This is a genomic window from Ruminococcus sp. RTP21198st1_G1_RTP21198_201120, from assembly GCF_040924265.1.
Taxonomy (GTDB): Bacteria; Bacillota; Clostridia; order Oscillospirales; family Ruminococcaceae; genus Hominimerdicola; species Hominimerdicola aceti.
This window is the reverse complement of record NZ_JBCOMH010000004.1, coordinates 1-16,194: the sequence shown is the minus strand read 5'-3', so window position 1 is coordinate 16,194 and position 16,194 is coordinate 1. Positions and strand designations below refer to the sequence as shown.

At 45.4% G+C, this 16,194-nt stretch carries 13 protein-coding genes; 10 read left to right on the top strand and 3 right to left on the bottom strand.

The genetic code is table 11. From position 1 onward, the window contains the following. Window positions 1–115 precede the first annotated feature (115 nt). Window positions 116–1,558: a glycogen synthase GlgA gene (glgA, locus tag AB5627_RS03495; protein WP_022286605.1), complete on the bottom strand. Its 1,443-nt coding sequence runs from the start codon at window positions 1,556–1,558 to the stop codon at window positions 116–118. A 233-nt stretch (window positions 1,559–1,791) separates the two neighbouring features. Between glgA and AB5627_RS03490 the strand changes: the two genes are divergently transcribed. The 10 genes from AB5627_RS03490 to AB5627_RS03445 all read left to right on the top strand — a co-directional run bounded on the left by AB5627_RS03490 (window position 1,792) and on the right by AB5627_RS03445 (window position 13,233). After that, window positions 1,792–3,408, top strand: coding sequence for an ABC-F family ATP-binding cassette domain-containing protein (locus AB5627_RS03490; protein ID WP_022286604.1), 1,617 nt, complete (start codon window positions 1,792–1,794; stop codon window positions 3,406–3,408). Between the two features lie 33 nt (window positions 3,409–3,441). Continuing rightward, a complete protein-coding gene (locus AB5627_RS03485) occupies window positions 3,442–3,930 on the top strand; it encodes a GNAT family N-acetyltransferase (protein WP_046441384.1) in 489 nt (162 codons plus the stop codon). A gap of 95 nt (window positions 3,931–4,025) precedes the next feature. Then, on the top strand, window positions 4,026–5,525 hold the full coding sequence (locus AB5627_RS03480; RefSeq protein WP_022286602.1) for a sialate O-acetylesterase: 1,500 nt from the start codon (window positions 4,026–4,028) through the stop codon (window positions 5,523–5,525). A 299-nt stretch (window positions 5,526–5,824) separates the two neighbouring features. After that, on the top strand, window positions 5,825–6,094 hold the full coding sequence (locus AB5627_RS03475; protein WP_022286601.1) for an ACT domain-containing protein: 270 nt from the start codon (window positions 5,825–5,827) through the stop codon (window positions 6,092–6,094). Window positions 6,095–6,112: 18 nt separating this feature from the next. Beyond that, window positions 6,113–7,468 carry a PFL family protein gene (locus AB5627_RS03470; protein ID WP_022286600.1) on the top strand — a complete coding sequence of 452 codons (1,356 nt, stop codon included), beginning with the start codon at window positions 6,113–6,115 and terminating at the stop codon, window positions 7,466–7,468. Between the two features lie 55 nt (window positions 7,469–7,523). After that, window positions 7,524–8,303 carry a sugar phosphate isomerase/epimerase family protein gene (locus AB5627_RS03465; protein ID WP_368369673.1) on the top strand — a complete coding sequence of 260 codons (780 nt, stop codon included), beginning with the start codon at window positions 7,524–7,526 and terminating at the stop codon, window positions 8,301–8,303. A 30-nt stretch (window positions 8,304–8,333) separates the two neighbouring features. After that, complete coding sequence (locus tag AB5627_RS03460) at window positions 8,334–9,194, top strand: histidinol-phosphatase HisJ family protein (RefSeq protein WP_368369672.1); 861 nt, start codon at window positions 8,334–8,336, stop codon at window positions 9,192–9,194. 130 nt (window positions 9,195–9,324) lie between these two features. Beyond that, window positions 9,325–10,194 carry a dipicolinate synthase subunit DpsA gene (locus tag AB5627_RS03455; protein WP_368369671.1) on the top strand — a complete coding sequence of 290 codons (870 nt, stop codon included), beginning with the start codon at window positions 9,325–9,327 and terminating at the stop codon, window positions 10,192–10,194. Further along, window positions 10,166–10,768 (top strand): dipicolinate synthase subunit B, encoded by a 603-nt coding sequence (locus tag AB5627_RS03450; RefSeq protein ID WP_148303556.1) that lies wholly within the window; start codon window positions 10,166–10,168, stop codon window positions 10,766–10,768. The genes AB5627_RS03455 and AB5627_RS03450 overlap by 29 nt, the downstream gene beginning before the upstream one ends. 383 nt (window positions 10,769–11,151) lie before the next feature. Continuing rightward, entirely contained in the window at window positions 11,152–13,233 is a 2,082-nt protein-coding gene (locus AB5627_RS03445) for a translation factor GTPase family protein (protein WP_118053775.1), read from the top strand. A gap of 203 nt (window positions 13,234–13,436) precedes the next feature. Here AB5627_RS03445 and AB5627_RS03440 read toward each other — a convergent pair whose 3' ends face one another. Next, window positions 13,437–14,966 (bottom strand): YifB family Mg chelatase-like AAA ATPase, encoded by a 1,530-nt coding sequence (locus tag AB5627_RS03440; RefSeq protein WP_117958032.1) that lies wholly within the window; start codon window positions 14,964–14,966, stop codon window positions 13,437–13,439. Between the two features lie 22 nt (window positions 14,967–14,988). Continuing rightward, window positions 14,989–15,936, bottom strand: a complete 948-nt coding sequence (locus AB5627_RS03435) for an alpha/beta fold hydrolase (protein ID WP_117958033.1) — start codon at window positions 15,934–15,936, stop codon at window positions 14,989–14,991. Window positions 15,937–16,194: the final 258 nt, after the last annotated feature.

Genomic DNA, 16,194 nt, shown 5'->3' with positions numbered 1-16,194 from the left:
TCCGTAGCGGTGATCTGAGGTCTCCCACCTGATCTCCGATAAATCATATGCTTGCCACAAAACCTATAACATAAGAAAAGCTCCGCAGGAAGGCGGAGCTTTTCTTGTATCTATCTTAGCCGATAAGCCAGTCATACATTTCCTGATACTTGTTAGCAGAAGCCTGCCATGAGAAATCCTGTGCCATTGCAGATTTGATAAGTCCGTTCCATTCGTCACGTCTGTCATCAAATATGTACTTTGCGAACATAACAGTGTTGTACATCTCGTGTGCATTGTAGTTTGCAAAGCTGAAACCAGTGCCGGTCCTCTCAAACTGATTGAACGGCTGAACAGTATCTCTCAAACCGCCAGTTTCACGAACGATAGGCAACGTACCGTAACGCAGTGACATAAGCTGTGAAAGTCCACATGGCTCGAAAAGTGACGGCATAAGGAATGCGTCAGCAGATGCGTAAATGCGGTGGCTCATTTCCTCACTGTAGTAAATGTTAGCGGAAACCCTGTCAGGATACTTGCCTGCAAACCAGCGGAACATATCCTCATATTTCTGCTCGCCCGTGCCAAGCACAACGAACTGTATGCCCTGTTCGCACATTCTTTCCATCATGTATGCAATAAGGTCAAAGCCCTTCTGATCTGTCAAACGGCTAACAATGCCTATCATAAAGCGATTGTCGTCCTGCGCAAGACCAAGCTCAGCCTGAATTGCCCTCTTGTTGTGTATCTTCTTCTCAAGCACGTTGTCATAATTGTATCTTACAACAATGTTCTTGTCCGTGTCAGGGTTGTAATCAACGTAGTCGATACCATTTACGATACCACGGAGATCGTTAGCCCTTGCCCTCATAAGTCCGTCAAGACCCTCGCCGTAGAACTGCGTCTTTATCTCCTCTGCGTATGTGTTGCTGACAGTTGTGATAGCGTCAGCATAAACAAGACCGCCCTTGAGCATATTTCCGTCAACGCCCGTTCTCAGCTTGTCGATAGTGAAGTAGTAGTCAGACAGACCGGATATCCTCTTGAACTGCTCAACTCCGTCATTTCCCTGGAATTTCAGATTGTGTATAGTCATAACAGTCTTTATGCCGCGGAAAAAATCTCCCCCTGCAAAGCTGTCATGAAGATATACAGGTATAAGACCCGTCTGCCAGTCGTGACAGTGTATAACGTCAGGACGGAAATCAAGAAGCGGCAGAGCAGAAAGCACAGCTCTGTCAAAGTACATGAACTTTTCTATATCCCAGTGATGCTCAGTGTAAGGCTTGTCACCGGTGAAATAATGTTCGTTGTCGATAAAATAGAACGTAACGCCATCATAAACGCATTCAAGCACGCCCACATATTGGCTCTGACCTGCAAAGTCCATGTAGAAATGCGTTTTGTACTGCATCATGTCTTTCCACTGCTGTTTCATGCAGGAATATTTAGGAAGAATTACTCTGACATCATAATACCTCTTGTCAAAGCACTTAGGCAGAGAGCCAACAACGTCAGCAAGACCGCCTGTCTTGATAAACGGAACACACTCCGAAGAAGCGAACAAAACTTTTTTCATATTCAAGTTATCCTTTCCAACTTAATTTCTTGAATTTTCAGGGCAATAATTATCGCTATTGCCAATGTGAACATAACAATTATAACACTTTTTGTTGAAAACGTCAAGAGCAAAACCTCGTTTGCACCATAAAAGCGCAGTGATGAAAAATTAATAATTAAAAGTAGACATAAGCCGCTTTGTGTGGTATAATAAAGTGTCAAAGTATAATTATCAGATATAGGAGAGTTAAAATGATAACAGTATCAAACGTAAGCCTTTCATTCGGTGGTCAGCTTCTTTTCAAGGACGTTGACCTTAAATTTACAAACGGCAACTGCTATGGCATAATCGGTGCAAACGGTGCAGGAAAGTCAACATTTCTGAAGATCCTCTGCGGTGAGATAGAGCCTACCACAGGCGAGGTAGTGATCTCAAAAGAGGACAGACTTTCAGTGCTTCGTCAGGATCACTTTGCATTTGACGAGTATACAGTTCTCGAAACTGTAATAATGGGCAATAAGCGTCTTTATGAGATAATGAAAGAAAAGGACGAGCTTTACGCCAAGGAGGACTTCACCGAGGAGGACGGCGACAGAGCAGGTCAGCTTGAAAGCGAGTTCGCAGAATTAAACGGCTGGGAAGCTGAGTCTGACGCTTCAAAGCTCATTCAGGGTCTTGGTCTTTCCGAGGATATCCTCTATTCACAGATGTCCACCCTCTCAGGTAACGAAAAAGTCAAGGTGCTCCTTGCACAGGCACTTTTCGGCAACCCTGATATCATCATGCTTGACGAGCCTACAAACCACCTTGATATCGACGCTATAAGCTGGCTTGAGGACTTCCTTGCCGACTATTTCGGAACTGTCCTCGTCGTATCCCATGACAGACACTTCCTTAATAATGTTTGTACCCATATCGTGGATATCGACTATACAAAGATAAAAATGTATGTTGGTAACTACGAGTTCTGGTATGAGTCCTCACAGCTTATGCAGAGAATGATAAAGAACCAGAACAAGAAAGCCGAGGAGAAGATCAAGGAACTCCAGGAGTTCATCAACCGCTTCTCAGCAAACAAATCAAAGTCCAAGCAGGCTACCGCAAGAAGAAAGCTTCTTGATAAGCTCACAGTCGAGGAAATGCCTGCCTCATCAAGAAAATATCCTTTCATAGGCTTTAATATGGATAGAGAGCTTGGAAAAGACGTACTCAAAGTCAACGGCATCTCAAAAACAGTTGACGGAGTAAAGCTTCTCAATAATGTTTCCTTTACCCTCAGCCGTACCGATAAGGTCGCTTTCATAGGCGAGTCCGAGCAGGCTATCACAATGCTTTTCAAGATACTTGCAGAGGAAGAAGAGCCAGACGAGGGCAGCATTAAGTGGGGCGTTTCCACATCACGTTCCTATTTCCCAATAGATAACTCAGCCTACTTCAACGATAATGACGAAAGCATAGTTGACTGGATAAGAAAATATTCCACTTCCGAGGTAACAGACACCTACCTCAGAGGTTTCCTTGGCAAAATGCTCTTCTCAGGGGACGAGATATATAAGCCTGTAAAAGTTCTCTCAGGCGGTGAAAAGGTAAGATGTATGTTCAGCCGTATGATGCTCTTCGGCTCAAACGTTATAATGCTTGACAGACCTACCAACCACCTCGACCTTGAGTCTATCACAGCCGTGAATAACGGACTTAGAGATTTCAAAGGCGTTGTGATTTTCGCATCTCATGACCACGAAATAGTTCAGACAGTTGCAAACAGAATAATCGAGATAACCCACGACGGCTGTATCGACAGACAGGGCACATATGAGGAGTTCCTTGATTGGCGACGTGAGCGTGGCATGAAGTCATTTATAGAGTAATTTTATTATGGAGAAGTATCCAAAATGGCAAAAATGAAAAACGTGACCGTAAGAGGTTACAATATTGATGACGTTCCTGCAATGGCAGAGATATGGAACGAAGTTGTAAAAGAGGGCAATGCCTTCCCACAGAAAGAAACTCTCGACTATGAGGGTGCGAAAAAGTTTTTTGCTTCACAAACATTCTGCGGTGTTGCAGAGTATGAGGGCGAAACTGTAGGAATGTATATCCTCCACCCTAATAACGTTGGCAGATGCGGACATATCGCAAACGCAAGCTATGCCGTAAAAAGCACCTGCCGTGGAAAAGGAGCAGGCAAGGTCATAGTCGAACATTGTCTTTTCATAGCAAAGCAGAAAGGCTTTAAGGTGCTCCAGTTCAATGCCGTTGTTGCGTCAAATGTCAAGGCGGTAAAGCTTTACGAAAACCTCGGCTTTGTTAAGCTCGGCACTGTACCGAAGGGCTTTGAAAACAAAGAGGGCGTCTTTGAGGATATCATTCTTTTCTACCACACACTGTAAGTGAGGAGTTAGGAGTGAGGAATTAAGGTATCGCCTGAGGCGATGATATCTTTTTGAATATTGAATTTTTATAGGTATTGAAAGGTGAAAGAAGTATGTTAAAAGTAGCAAATATTTTTTCAAACGATATGGTGCTCCAGCGTGACAAGAACATAACAGTCTGGGGACTTGGGGACGAGGAAAGAACTGTCACCGTAACGCTCAACGGCGTGTCAGTCCAGACGCAGGTCTGCGACGGCAGGTGGACAGCCGTTCTCCCTCCAATGAGTGCTGGCGGAGAGTATGAAATGACAGTTTCAGACGGCTGTACAGAGAAAAAATTCTGCCGTATCATGATAGGCGAAGTGTGGTTCTGCGGCGGTCAGTCAAATATGGAGCTTGAACTTCAAAACGCAAAGGGCGGCAAAGAAGTCCTCGAAAACCTCACCCCTGATTGCAACGTAAGATTTTATTACACTCAAAAGCGTGGCACCCTTGACGAAATGTTCTATGAGGACGAAAACAATACCGCATGGTCACAGGCTTCAAAAGATAATTCAAGGGCATGGAGTGCAGTCGGCTTTTTCTTTGGAAGAAAGCTTGCCAAAGACCTTGGCGTAACAGTAGGACTTATCGGCTGTAACTGGGGCGGCACATCAGCCTCCGCATGGGTAGACAGACCGACCCTTGAAAACAACGCTGAAATAAGAAGCTACATAGACGAGTATGAAAAACGTATTGAGGGCAAAACTGTCGAGGAGCAGATAAAAGAATACAGAGATTATCAGAAATTTGAGCGTGTGTGGGATAAAAAATACGGCGAGCTTCTGCAAAAAGACCCAACAATGAGCTGGGAGAAAGCCAACGAGATCCTTGGCGATAAGAATTGGCCGGGCCCGATAAACTGCGTAAACCCATTCCGTCCAACAGGACTTTTTGAGACCATGGTGTCAAGAGTTTGTCCTTATACAATAAAAGGCTTCCTCTATTATCAGGGCGAGTCTGACGACCATAAGCCTGACAGCTATTATACCCTCCTCACATCTCTTATCAGGCTTTGGAGAGAGAAGTGGGGCGACGACGAGCTTCCGTTCATAATCGTCCAGCTCCCAATGTTCAAATATGCCGCCGACCCTGATTATAAGCATTGGTGTAAAATAAGAGAAGCACAGATGAGAGCATATAAGACAGTGAAAAATACAGGAATAGCTGTTATCTCAGATTGCGGTGAGTTCAACGAGATCCACCCAAAGAATAAAGTACCCGTTGGCGAAAGACTTTGTTTGCAGGCAGAAAAGCTTTTCTACGGCATGGACGTAAAAGCATTCGGACCTATCTATAAGTCGCTGGAGTATAAAAACGGCGGTATAGAGCTTAGCTTTGACCATGCCGAAAACGGCTTTGTAGTAAAGGGCGAAGCACAGGGCTTTGAGATAGCAGGCAAGGACGAAGAGTTCGTAAAAGCCGATATCACCATAAACGGCAGCAAAATTTTCATCAAGTCAGACGCCGTTGAAAAACCTCTGTATGCAAGATATAACTGGTTCAACTATTGCGAGGTAACTATCTTCAACGAAACAGGCATACCACTTGCTCCATTCAGAACAGAAAAATAATACAAGAACGTCCCCTGAATGGGGGCGTTTTTTGTTTTGCAGAAATCTGACACCCCGCTTTTTTGCACTTCAACGTTTTTGATTTTTTTACGAATTTTTTTGTAATTCGTACAAATATGGGTAGGGGCGAACAATGTTCGCCCGTTTCGTTCACTGCAAACCACCTGCCTTGACCCTCGACCCATAACACGGATTTTCCAACGTTAATAAAATATTTATAATTAAAACTCTTGGCAAAATCTCCGCTGTGTGGTATAATAGAAGATATATAAATGAATTTGGAAAGGCTGGTCTTATTAATGAGAGCTGTTGTTACGGTTATAGGTAAGGACGCTGTAGGTATCCTTGCAAAGGTAAGCACAAAGTGTGCAGAATATAATGCGAATGTTATCGAGGTCACTCAGTCAGTTTTGCAGGACCTCTTTGCTATGATAATGCTTGTTGACATCACAAAGCTCAACTCCGATTTTGCTACCATGGCGGACGGACTGACAGAGCTTGGTCAGACAATGGGTGTAAAGATCCATACCATGCACGAGGATATTTTTAACTGTATGCACCATATCTAAAGAGGAGATTTCTGTAAAATGATTAATACATATGACGTGTTGGAAACGATACGAATGATACAGGACGATTGTCTTGATATTCGTACTATCACAATGGGCATTTCTCTGCTTGATTGTATCGACAGCGATATAAACGTTGCCTGCGAGAATGTCTATAAGAAGATAACCGCAAAAGCCGCAAGACTTGTTGAGGTGGGCGAGCAGATAGAAAAGGAGCTTGGAATCCCGATCATAAATAAGAGAATTTCCGTTACCCCTATCGCTATCGTGTCTGCTGCCTGCAAGTGTTCACCTGTTCCATTTGCACACGCTATGGACAGAGCCGCAAAGGACGTTGGCGTAAACCTTATCGGTGGATATACAGCCCTCGTTCCAAAGGGCTTCTCCGCAGGCGATATCGAGCTTATCAAGTCTATCCCAGAGGCACTTGCTACTACTGAGAGAGTATGTTCCTCTGTAAATATCGGTTCAACAAAAACAGGTATCAATCTGGATGCCTGCAAAATGATGGGTGGCGTTGTAAGAGAGTGTGCAGAAAGAACAGTTGACTCTGCCTGCTTTGGCGCAGCAAAACTCGTTGTTTTCTGTAACGCAGTTGAGGATAACCCGTTCATGGCAGGTGCTTTCCACGGAGTTGGCGAGCCTGATTGCATGATAAACGTGGGCGTATCAGGTCCTGGTGTTGTAAGAGCCGCTTTGAGAAAATATCCTGACGCTGATATCACAAAGATATCCGACGTTATCAAGGAGATCTCATATAAGATAACAAGAGTAGGTCAGCTCGTTGGAACTATCGCTTCCAAGCGCCTTGGCGTGCCATTCGGCATCGTTGACCTTTCACTCGCACCAACTCCGGCAGTAGGCGACTCTGTTGCCCATATCCTCGAGGAAATAGGACTTGAAAAGTGCGGTACACATGGCACAACAGCAGCCCTCGCCCTGCTCAATGACGCAGTTAAAAAGGGCGGCGTAATGGCTTGCTCAAGAATAGGCGGACTTTCAGGTGCATTTATCCCTGTTTCTGAGGACGCAGGTATGATCGATGCCGCAAAGAGCGGTGCGCTCTGCATTGAAAAACTTGAAGCTATGACCGCTGTATGCTCAGTTGGTCTTGATATGATATGTATTCCGGGCGATACCCCAGCCGATACTATTTCCGCTATCATCGCAGACGAAGCTGCTATCGGTATGGTAAACAACAAGACCACCGCCGTAAGAGTTATCCCTGCTATTGGCAAGGGCGTTGGCGAAGAACTTGATTGGGGCGGACTTTTTGGCTGCGGACCTGTTATGCCGCTCAAAAAAGAGTCGCCTTCCAAGTTCATCAATCGTGGCGGACAGATCCCTGCACCACTCCATTCTCTCAAAAACTAAATTTTCACGGCGGCAGAGCAATTCTGCCGCTGTTTTTGGTAAGGAGGAAAACAGATTGAAACGCTGTATGTTTGCAGACTTCACCTTCAAAATACCCTTTGAGGAGCGCATAAGACTTATAAAAGAGAACGGCTTTGACGGTGTAATGCTTGGTTTTTCTGACGGACTAAAATACACGCAGTATGATATTGTACGAAATTTTGGACTGGAAATAGAAAACGTCCATTCACAGTTTGACCGCATGAACGCCCTTTGGACAATATGCCCGGAGAGCGAATATATCCTCCAACGAACACTTGAATGTGTAAGAGTGTGCGGTGAAAACGACATAAAAACCATGATATGCCACCCCACTGACGGGCTTGTTCCGCCCGAAGTATCTCGTTTCGGTATAGAGAATTTCGCCAAGATAATACAGTGCGGAGAAGAAAACGGCGTCGATATCGCCTTTGAGAATATCCAGCTCCCGCAGTTTCTTGACGTGCTGTTTGACCAGTTCGGAAGCCATGATAACGTGAAATTTTGCTACGATACAGGTCATGAGAATTGCTTCTCAAAGAATTCCGATTGCCTGACGAAGTTTGGAAGCAAGCTTGCCTGCCTGCATATCCACGATAACGACGGCAACACCGACGGACACATGATACCATTTGACGGCAACCTGAACTTTGAGAAATTTCTCAGAAAGCTCAAAAACCTCGACCACCAGCCACCATTGTCATTAGAGCTTTATATGTCAAAGTCCACCATGTACCGAAATGCTGCACCTGACAGCTTTGTAAGACGTGCGGCAGAAGCGGCAAAACAGTTTGAAAAGCTTTACAATTCTATATAAGTACAAATTTCTGTACAGATAGGAGAACCTATGAAAACTCTTATAGATATGCACACCCACACAGGCTTTTCCCCAGATGGTGAGGGAACTGTAGAACAGTCTTTAGCAAAAGCCAAAGAGCTTGGTTTGGCGGCATTTGCCATAACTGACCATTGCGATTGCAATTTCCGCTACAAAGCCGAGCATTATGGTGACCCTGAAGCCCTGAAAGACGGCATGATGTACGGCTCGGGGGAGTATGCCCCCGCAAGCATAGTCGCCCAGTATGAAGCTTCCCAGCATCTGGAGGGTTTAAATTTTCTCTGCGGAATAGAGCTTGGTCAGCCTTTGCAGGATATAGAATTTGCCGAGGAGATAGCCTCCGACAAACGCCTTGATTTTATCATAGGCTCACATCATCAGAATAAAGGCAAGGACGATTTCTATTGGATAGAGTACAAAAATATGGACTTGTCGCAAACCTATGCTCTCCTTGACGACTATTTCAAAGAAATGCTTGAAATGTGCAAATGGGGCAAGTTAGACGTTTTAGGACACCTCACCTATCCTCTGCGATATATCCAAGGAGATTGCGGTATACAAATAGATCTTTCCCCATATGAAGATATTATCAGAGAAATTTTTTGTACACTTATCCAAAAAGGCAAGGGCATAGAGATAAATGTGTCGGGACTTAGGCAAAAATACGGCAAGCCACTCCCGGACCTTGGCTATGTGAAGCTCTACAAAGCCCTCGGCGGCGAGATATTGACCATAGGCTCAGACGCCCACTGCACCGCAGATATCGGCAGAGATATTTCCGCAGGCGTAGAAATGGCGCAGGCGGCAGGCTTTAAGTATCTGACCTATTTCAAAAAGCACGAGCCGAAGTTTATCAAGATAGAAATATGATATCATATCAAAGCGCCGCAATTCTTGCTTTGCAGGGATAGGGCGTTTTGTTTTGCCGGTAACATTTAGCCCACCGATACATATAATTATATATAACTCTATCAGGCATAGTCCCACAGGAGGTATCCATATGAAAAAAACAGTTTTCCTCTGCGTCGGCGGTGACGCAAGACAAACATATACAGCTCAGACTCTCGCTAAAATCGGCAGAGTCTATACTTACGGCATGGACGATAAAGGCGAGGACACTATCCCCCTCGCTCATCTCGATCAGCTCACCGAAAAGGCGGACGTTCTCGTACTTCCTCTTATGAAAGCTGACGGGCTGGATATCTCTTCTAGCCGTAATGTAAAGGTATCATGCAGTGACGTTTCAACGCATTTAAAGAAAAATGCACTCGTGGCAGGCGGTCTGCTTCGCCGTGATCAAATAGAATATTTCTCCTCTCTTGGCTTCGATGTTAAGGATTACTATAAGCGAGAGGAGCTTGTTATAAGAAATTGTATCCCCACGGCGGAGGGCGCTTTGCAAATAGCCATGCAGGAGCTTGCTGTCACCGTGAACGGTTCCACCGTCCTAGTTATTGGCTATGGTAGAGTAGCGAAAGCCTGCGCTAAGCTTTTTCGGGCTGTCGGCGCAGATGTGACTATATCCGCAAGAAAGCTTTCTGCGCTTGCAGAAGCCGAGGGTGCAGGATATAAGGCAGAGCTTATCACAGCTCTTGCGGACAATATTTCGGGGTACACTATAATAATAAACACCGTCCCTGCCATGATACTTGATGAAAAGCTTTTGGGCGTAATGGATAAAAAATCTCTTATCATAGACCTTGCCTCCCGACCTGGCGGAGTAGATCATGAAACTGCCGCAAAGCTGAACAGGCGTGTGGTATGGGCATTGGGACTTCCAGCCAAAGCCGCACCTATGACTGCAGGAGAGATAATCGCCCGAACAGTCACGGACATTTTGAATGAAAGGGGAACAAAGAATGTCACTTGACGGCATACGAATAGGCTTTTGCATGACCGGCTCCTTCTGCACCTTTGAAAAGGCATTTGCCGCCGCAGAACGGCTTGTGCAGCAGGGCGCAAAGCTTGTGCCAATAATGTCTTTCAACGCCGCATCTATATCTACACGTTTTGGCACAGCGGAAGAAAACATCAAACGTCTTGAAACCATAGCAGGCCGCAAGGTCATACGCACCATAGAAGAAGCCGAGCCGATCGGCCCGAAAAAGATGTGTGATATCATGGTAGTAGCACCCTGCACCTCAAACACGGCAGCAAAGCTTGCTCTTGGCTTGACGGACACTCCAGCCACCATGGCGGTAAAAAGTCATCTGAGAAATGCTCGTCCCGTGGTCATCGCCATATCGACAAATGACGCACTGGCAGGGTGTGCTAAAAACATAGGTTATCTGCAAAATCTGAGAAACTACTATTTCGTACCATATGCGCAGGACAACTGTGAAAAGAAGCCAAACTCCATAGTGGCTGAGTTTGAACTCATACCCGAAACTATTCAGTCGGCTCTTGAAGGGATACAGCTTCAGCCTATCATAAGGGTAAAATAACGCAAAGCTCTCCGAAACGCTCGGGGAGCTTTTTTTGCATTCACACATCTCTGATAACCGCACCCCTACAGATATTCGGGCAAGTCCTGCCGCCGCAAAATCGCTTCGCTCGGCGCTTGAGGGCAGCTTTGCTCATTCCTAATTTCTAATTCCTAATTCCTCATTCCTCACTCCTCACTTCTTTCGCCCTTGTGCAATCTGCTTTATAACAAGTCTAAACTTTGTTCACATTCACGAAAGAAATTTTTCTTTCCACCCTTGCTATTTATGTGAAAATAGTATATAATTATCTTATGCGGTTGATATATTTTGTGTAAATGATACATATAATTATACTGCATATCACATTAAGCCGTCCAACGGCATAGATTGGAGCGATCAACTTGAAAAAATACGACAGCACAAAAATAAAAAATATTGCTATTGCAGGTCAGGCAGGTTCTGGAAAGACCTCTCTGACTGAGGCACTGCTATATAAAAGCGGAGCTACTGACAGGCTCGGCAAGATAACTGACGGAAACACTGTTTCTGATTATACCCCTGATGAGATAAAGAGAAAATGTTCTGTTTACACATCTCTTTCTTCTTTGGAAACTGGCGAGTTCAAGGTAAATCTTCTTGATACTCCCGGTATGTTCGATTATGAGGGCGAAGCTGTTGAGGGCATTGCCGCAAGCGGTTGCGTACTCATCACTGTATCAGGTAAATCAGGCGTTCGTGTAGGTACTCACAAGGCTTATGACCTTGCAAAGAAAATGGGCAAGCCTACAATGTTCGTTGTAACAAAGCTTGATGACGATAACGCAAACTTCAATAACGTTCTTACTCAGCTCAAAGCAGAGTTCGGACCTACAGTTTGCCCTGTTGTTGTGCCTGTTATCGCAGACAGAAAGATAGTTTCTTATGTAAATCTCATTGAGATGAAAGCATATAAGTATGAAGACGGCAAGGCAGTTGAAACTGATATGCCTACAGCTGAGGTATCAGAGAAAATGGGCTATCGTATCGACGGACTTATCGAAGCCGTGTCCGAAGCCGTTGCAGAAACTGACGAGGCGCTTTTTGAAAAGTTCTTCTCAGGCGAAGCATTCACACAGAAAGAGCTTACCGACGGAATACATAGCGGCATGAACTCAGGCATTATAACTCCTGTTACCTGCGTTTCTTCCACAGATCTCTCAGGTGTTGATATGCTCCTTAAGGAGATAGACCTACTGCTCCCTCCTCCGTCAGAAAAGGACGCTATGATAGGCGAAACAGCAGACGGCGAAGCTGTTGAGGTCGCTTGCGTTGAAAGCGACCCTATGAGCGCATTTGTATTCAAGACAGTTGCTGACCCATTTGTTGGCAAGATGTCATATATAAAGGTATTTTCAGGAAAGCTTACACCTAACAAGGAGGTTGTGAACGCTACCACAGGAAGCACCGAAAAGGTCGGAAAGCTTGTTACGCTTCAGGGCAAAAAGCAGATAGACGTTGCCGAAGCAGGCTGTGGAGATATCGTTGTTGCAATGAAGATGAACGTGAACACCAACGATACTATCTGTGACTCCACGAGAGTTGTTAAGTTTGCACCTATGACCTTCCCTAAGCCGTGCTACAAAATGGCAGTAAGAGCTAAAAAGCAGGGCGATGAAAGCAAGATATCCGCCGCAATGACAAGACTTATGGAAGAAGACCTTACTATAGATTACAAGCTCGACCCGTCAACAAACGAAATGATACTCAGCACCTTGGGCGGACTTCACCTTGATTCTGTTGTGGGCAGACTTGCGGGAACATTCGGCGTTGAAGTAGAAACTTCTGTGCCTAAGATCTCCTATCGTGAAACAATCAGAAAGAAAGTCAAGGTGCAGGGCAGACATAAGAAGCAGTCAGGCGGTCACGGTCAGTATGGCGACGTTTGGATAGAATTTGAGCCATGCGTATCTGACGACCTTGTATTTGAAGAAAAGGTGTTTGGCGGAGCAGTTCCAAAGAACTTCTTCCCAGCCGTAGAAAAGGGCTTGCAGGAAAGCGTAAAGAAAGGCGTTCTCGCAGGTTTCCCTGTAGTAGGTCTGAAAGCTATCCTTGTGGACGGCTCATATCACCCCGTTGACAGCTCAGAAATGGCATTTAAAATGGCAGCTTCTATCGCATACAAAGAGGGTATGCGTCAGGCAGAGCCTGTTCTCCTCGAACCGATCGGCTCCTTGAGCGTTTTCGTACCTGACGATAACACTGGCGACATGATGGGCGAGCTTAATAAGAGAAGAGGCAGAGTTCTGGGCATGAATCCTGCGGAAAAGAAGGGCATGACAGAAATAGTTGCGGAAGTTCCAATGGCTGAAATGGCAGACTTCACGTTGCTTCTGAGACAAATGACACAGGGTCAGGGCGTGTTCACATTTGAAAAAGCACGTTACGAGCCGCTTCCTGCAAATCTTGTTGCAGACGTTATCGCAAAGAACGCAGTGGCAGATTGATTTTTTTGGAATAGAATTTTTAAGGGATAATTATAGAATTGTGATAAGGACAGTACGGGAATGTTTCGGGCGTTCCCGTACTTTTTTGCACAAAAAAACAGACGGAATAAAAACCGTCTGCAATTATCATATGTATTGAATACGCCATAGTAGGGGCGAACAGTGTTCGCCCGTTTCCTGTCAGCTTTTATGTGACGCACATATCACCCATTCCAGTATTTTCTGTCAAGGCTTCGATACTGAACAGCCATTGCGATATGCTTTTTGTCTATGACCTCTGCACCGTCCATATCCGCAACAGTTCGTGCGACTTTAAGTATGCGGTCATAGGCTCTTGCTGAAAGACCCAGCCTGTCAAAAACGTTCTCCAAAAGCTTCGAAGCCTCATCTGTCACAGGGCAGACCTCGTGAAGAATATCAGAAGTTATTCGTGCGTTGCAGGTTATGCTAGTGCCTTTGAAACGCTCGTTTTGTATGTCACGGGCTTTTTGAACACGCTCTCTTATGGACGCTGATGACTCCTCTTTGGCAGTGGAAGAAAGATCTGCAAACTCAACAGGTGCGACCTCCAAATGAATGTCGAAACGGTCGAGAAGTGGTCCGCTGACTTTGGAAAGATAGCTTGAAACTTGTTTCGGAGAGCATATGCACTTTCTTGTGGGGTGACCAAAATATCCGCATGGACATGGATTCATTGCAGCAATAAGCATGAACGAACATGGGTATGTTATCGACCCTGACACTCTGGATATGGTCACCTGCCTGTCCTCCAAAGGCTGACGTAAGATCTCAAGGGCAGGGCGTGAAAACTCTGCAAGCTCGTCAAGAAAAAGCAAGCCGTTATGTGCAAGGGATATCTCGCCGGGCTTTGGCACAGAGCCTCCGCCTGAAAGTCCTGCTGGTGAAACTGTATGATGCGGTGAACGGAAAGGTCTGGCGGTGATAAGAGGACTGTTGCTGTCCAAAAGTCCTGCCACAGAATGGATATTTGTGGTTTCTATGGACTCCTCAAAGGTCATGGCAGGAAGTATCGACGGCATACGTTTTGCAAGCATTGATTTTCCTGAGCCAGGCGAACCTATCATAAGAACGTTGTGACCGCCTGCCGCTGCGACCTCTAATGCTTTTTTTGCCGCTGATTGTCCTTTTACGTCGGCAAAATCAAGACTTCCGAAATAGCTTTCAGCGGTGGGCTTATAATGTGCCGCAGGAACTATTGCCGCCTTTTTCTCAAAGTGAAAAACAAGCTCACGTAAAGACCTTACGCCATAGGCTTTTATACCCTCCACAACGGAAGCTTCACGAACATTGTCGGTAGGAACATATATCTCAGAAAGTCCCATTTTCTGCGCCATTATGGTCATAGGCAAAACGCCCTGAACAGGTCTTACTTCTCCGCTGAGAGAAAGCTCACCGATAAAAGCGGAGGTGGAAAGCATACTGTCATCAACAAGGTCAGCCATTCGCAAGAGTGCAACTGCCACGGCTAAGTCATAGACCGAGCCTGTTTTTCTCACATCGGCAGGTGCAAGATTTATGATTATTTTTCTCAGAGGCAATGTTATCTCGCTTGAACGCAGTGCAGAACGCACACGTTCACGGCTTTCTTTTACAGATGCGTCTGCAAGCCCCACGATATCGAAAGAGGGCAGACCCTTTGAAGCTTCTATCTCCACCTTGACCGCAAAGGCATTAAGCCCCAGCAGACCTACACTGTTTATTACAGCAAACACGTTGACTTCTCTCCCTTACAGCTTAATCTGAACACATTTCAGAGCTTATGATATCGAGCAGAAAATCTGCAATATCATTATACACTTCGCGGCGGTTGGTTTCGTTCACAAGCTCGTGACGTGCATTTTCGTATATCTTCATCTCAACGTCACAGCCGTTGAGGGACAGCCTGTTGAACACGTTTAGTACGCCTTTTCCGTAGTTTCCCACAGGGTCGGCACTGCCTGCTATAAGATAGGTAGGCAAAGTTTTCGGATAGGTGGAGAACCACTTTTCGTTTGAAACATACCACAAAAGCTTTGCAAGATTTTCAAAGCCGTTTAGGGTGAAAATAAAGTTGCATTTAGGGTCTTTTTCGTAGGTGGAAACTATTTCAGGGTCACGGGATATCCAATCATATTCGCTGACCTTATCGGTAATTTTTCTTGTATAAGCACCGAAAGCAAGCTTATTTACAGCGTTGCTCCTATATTTATCACCATGGAGTATTTTCAGGCTGTCAACAAGGGTGAGCAAAGCAGGAATACCCTCCATGCCGCCGCTTGTTCCACAGAAGATAGCCGCTGTGAGGTTTCTGCCATGCTTGGTGACAAAAGCTCTTGCAAGGAAGCTTCCCATGCTGTGGCCGAGAAGAAAATACGGCTTGTCAGGGTAGTTGTGTTTCATCATTTTTGTGAGAGTATACATATCCTCGACAGCGTTTTCCCAGCCATGTTCAGGGGAGAAGTAGCCAAGCTCGGAGCTGTCGTTCACACTGTCGCCATGACCGAGGTGGTCGTTTCCGCAGACAGCGAAGCCTAAGCCTGTGAGGAACTCAGCGAGGTCGTCATAACGTCTGAAATATTCGCACATACCGTGGGATATCTGAACGACACCTCTTACTGTGCCGATAGGGAAACGAACGTAATACGCGATCTTATGAAGTCCGTCAGAGGACGGATAGTAGCTTTTGAAATGAGTACAATTCATAGAAATTTACCTCCTTGGGGTTAGGATTTCGTACAATTTTACTTATCAATAGTATAGCACTTTTTGGGGGAATAATCAAGGGGAAGTTTTTTTTGAGTGAGGAGCGGAGTTTAAGTGAGGAGTTAGGAGTGAGGAATGAGGAATGAGCATAGCAGACCAAAGTAAATTGCAAGTATAAAGTAAAATAAAGCACCGAGCGAAGCGAGAGATAAAGCGCACGCTCAAGCCCGGCGCTAGAGGGCTTGTGGGGTCTAGGGG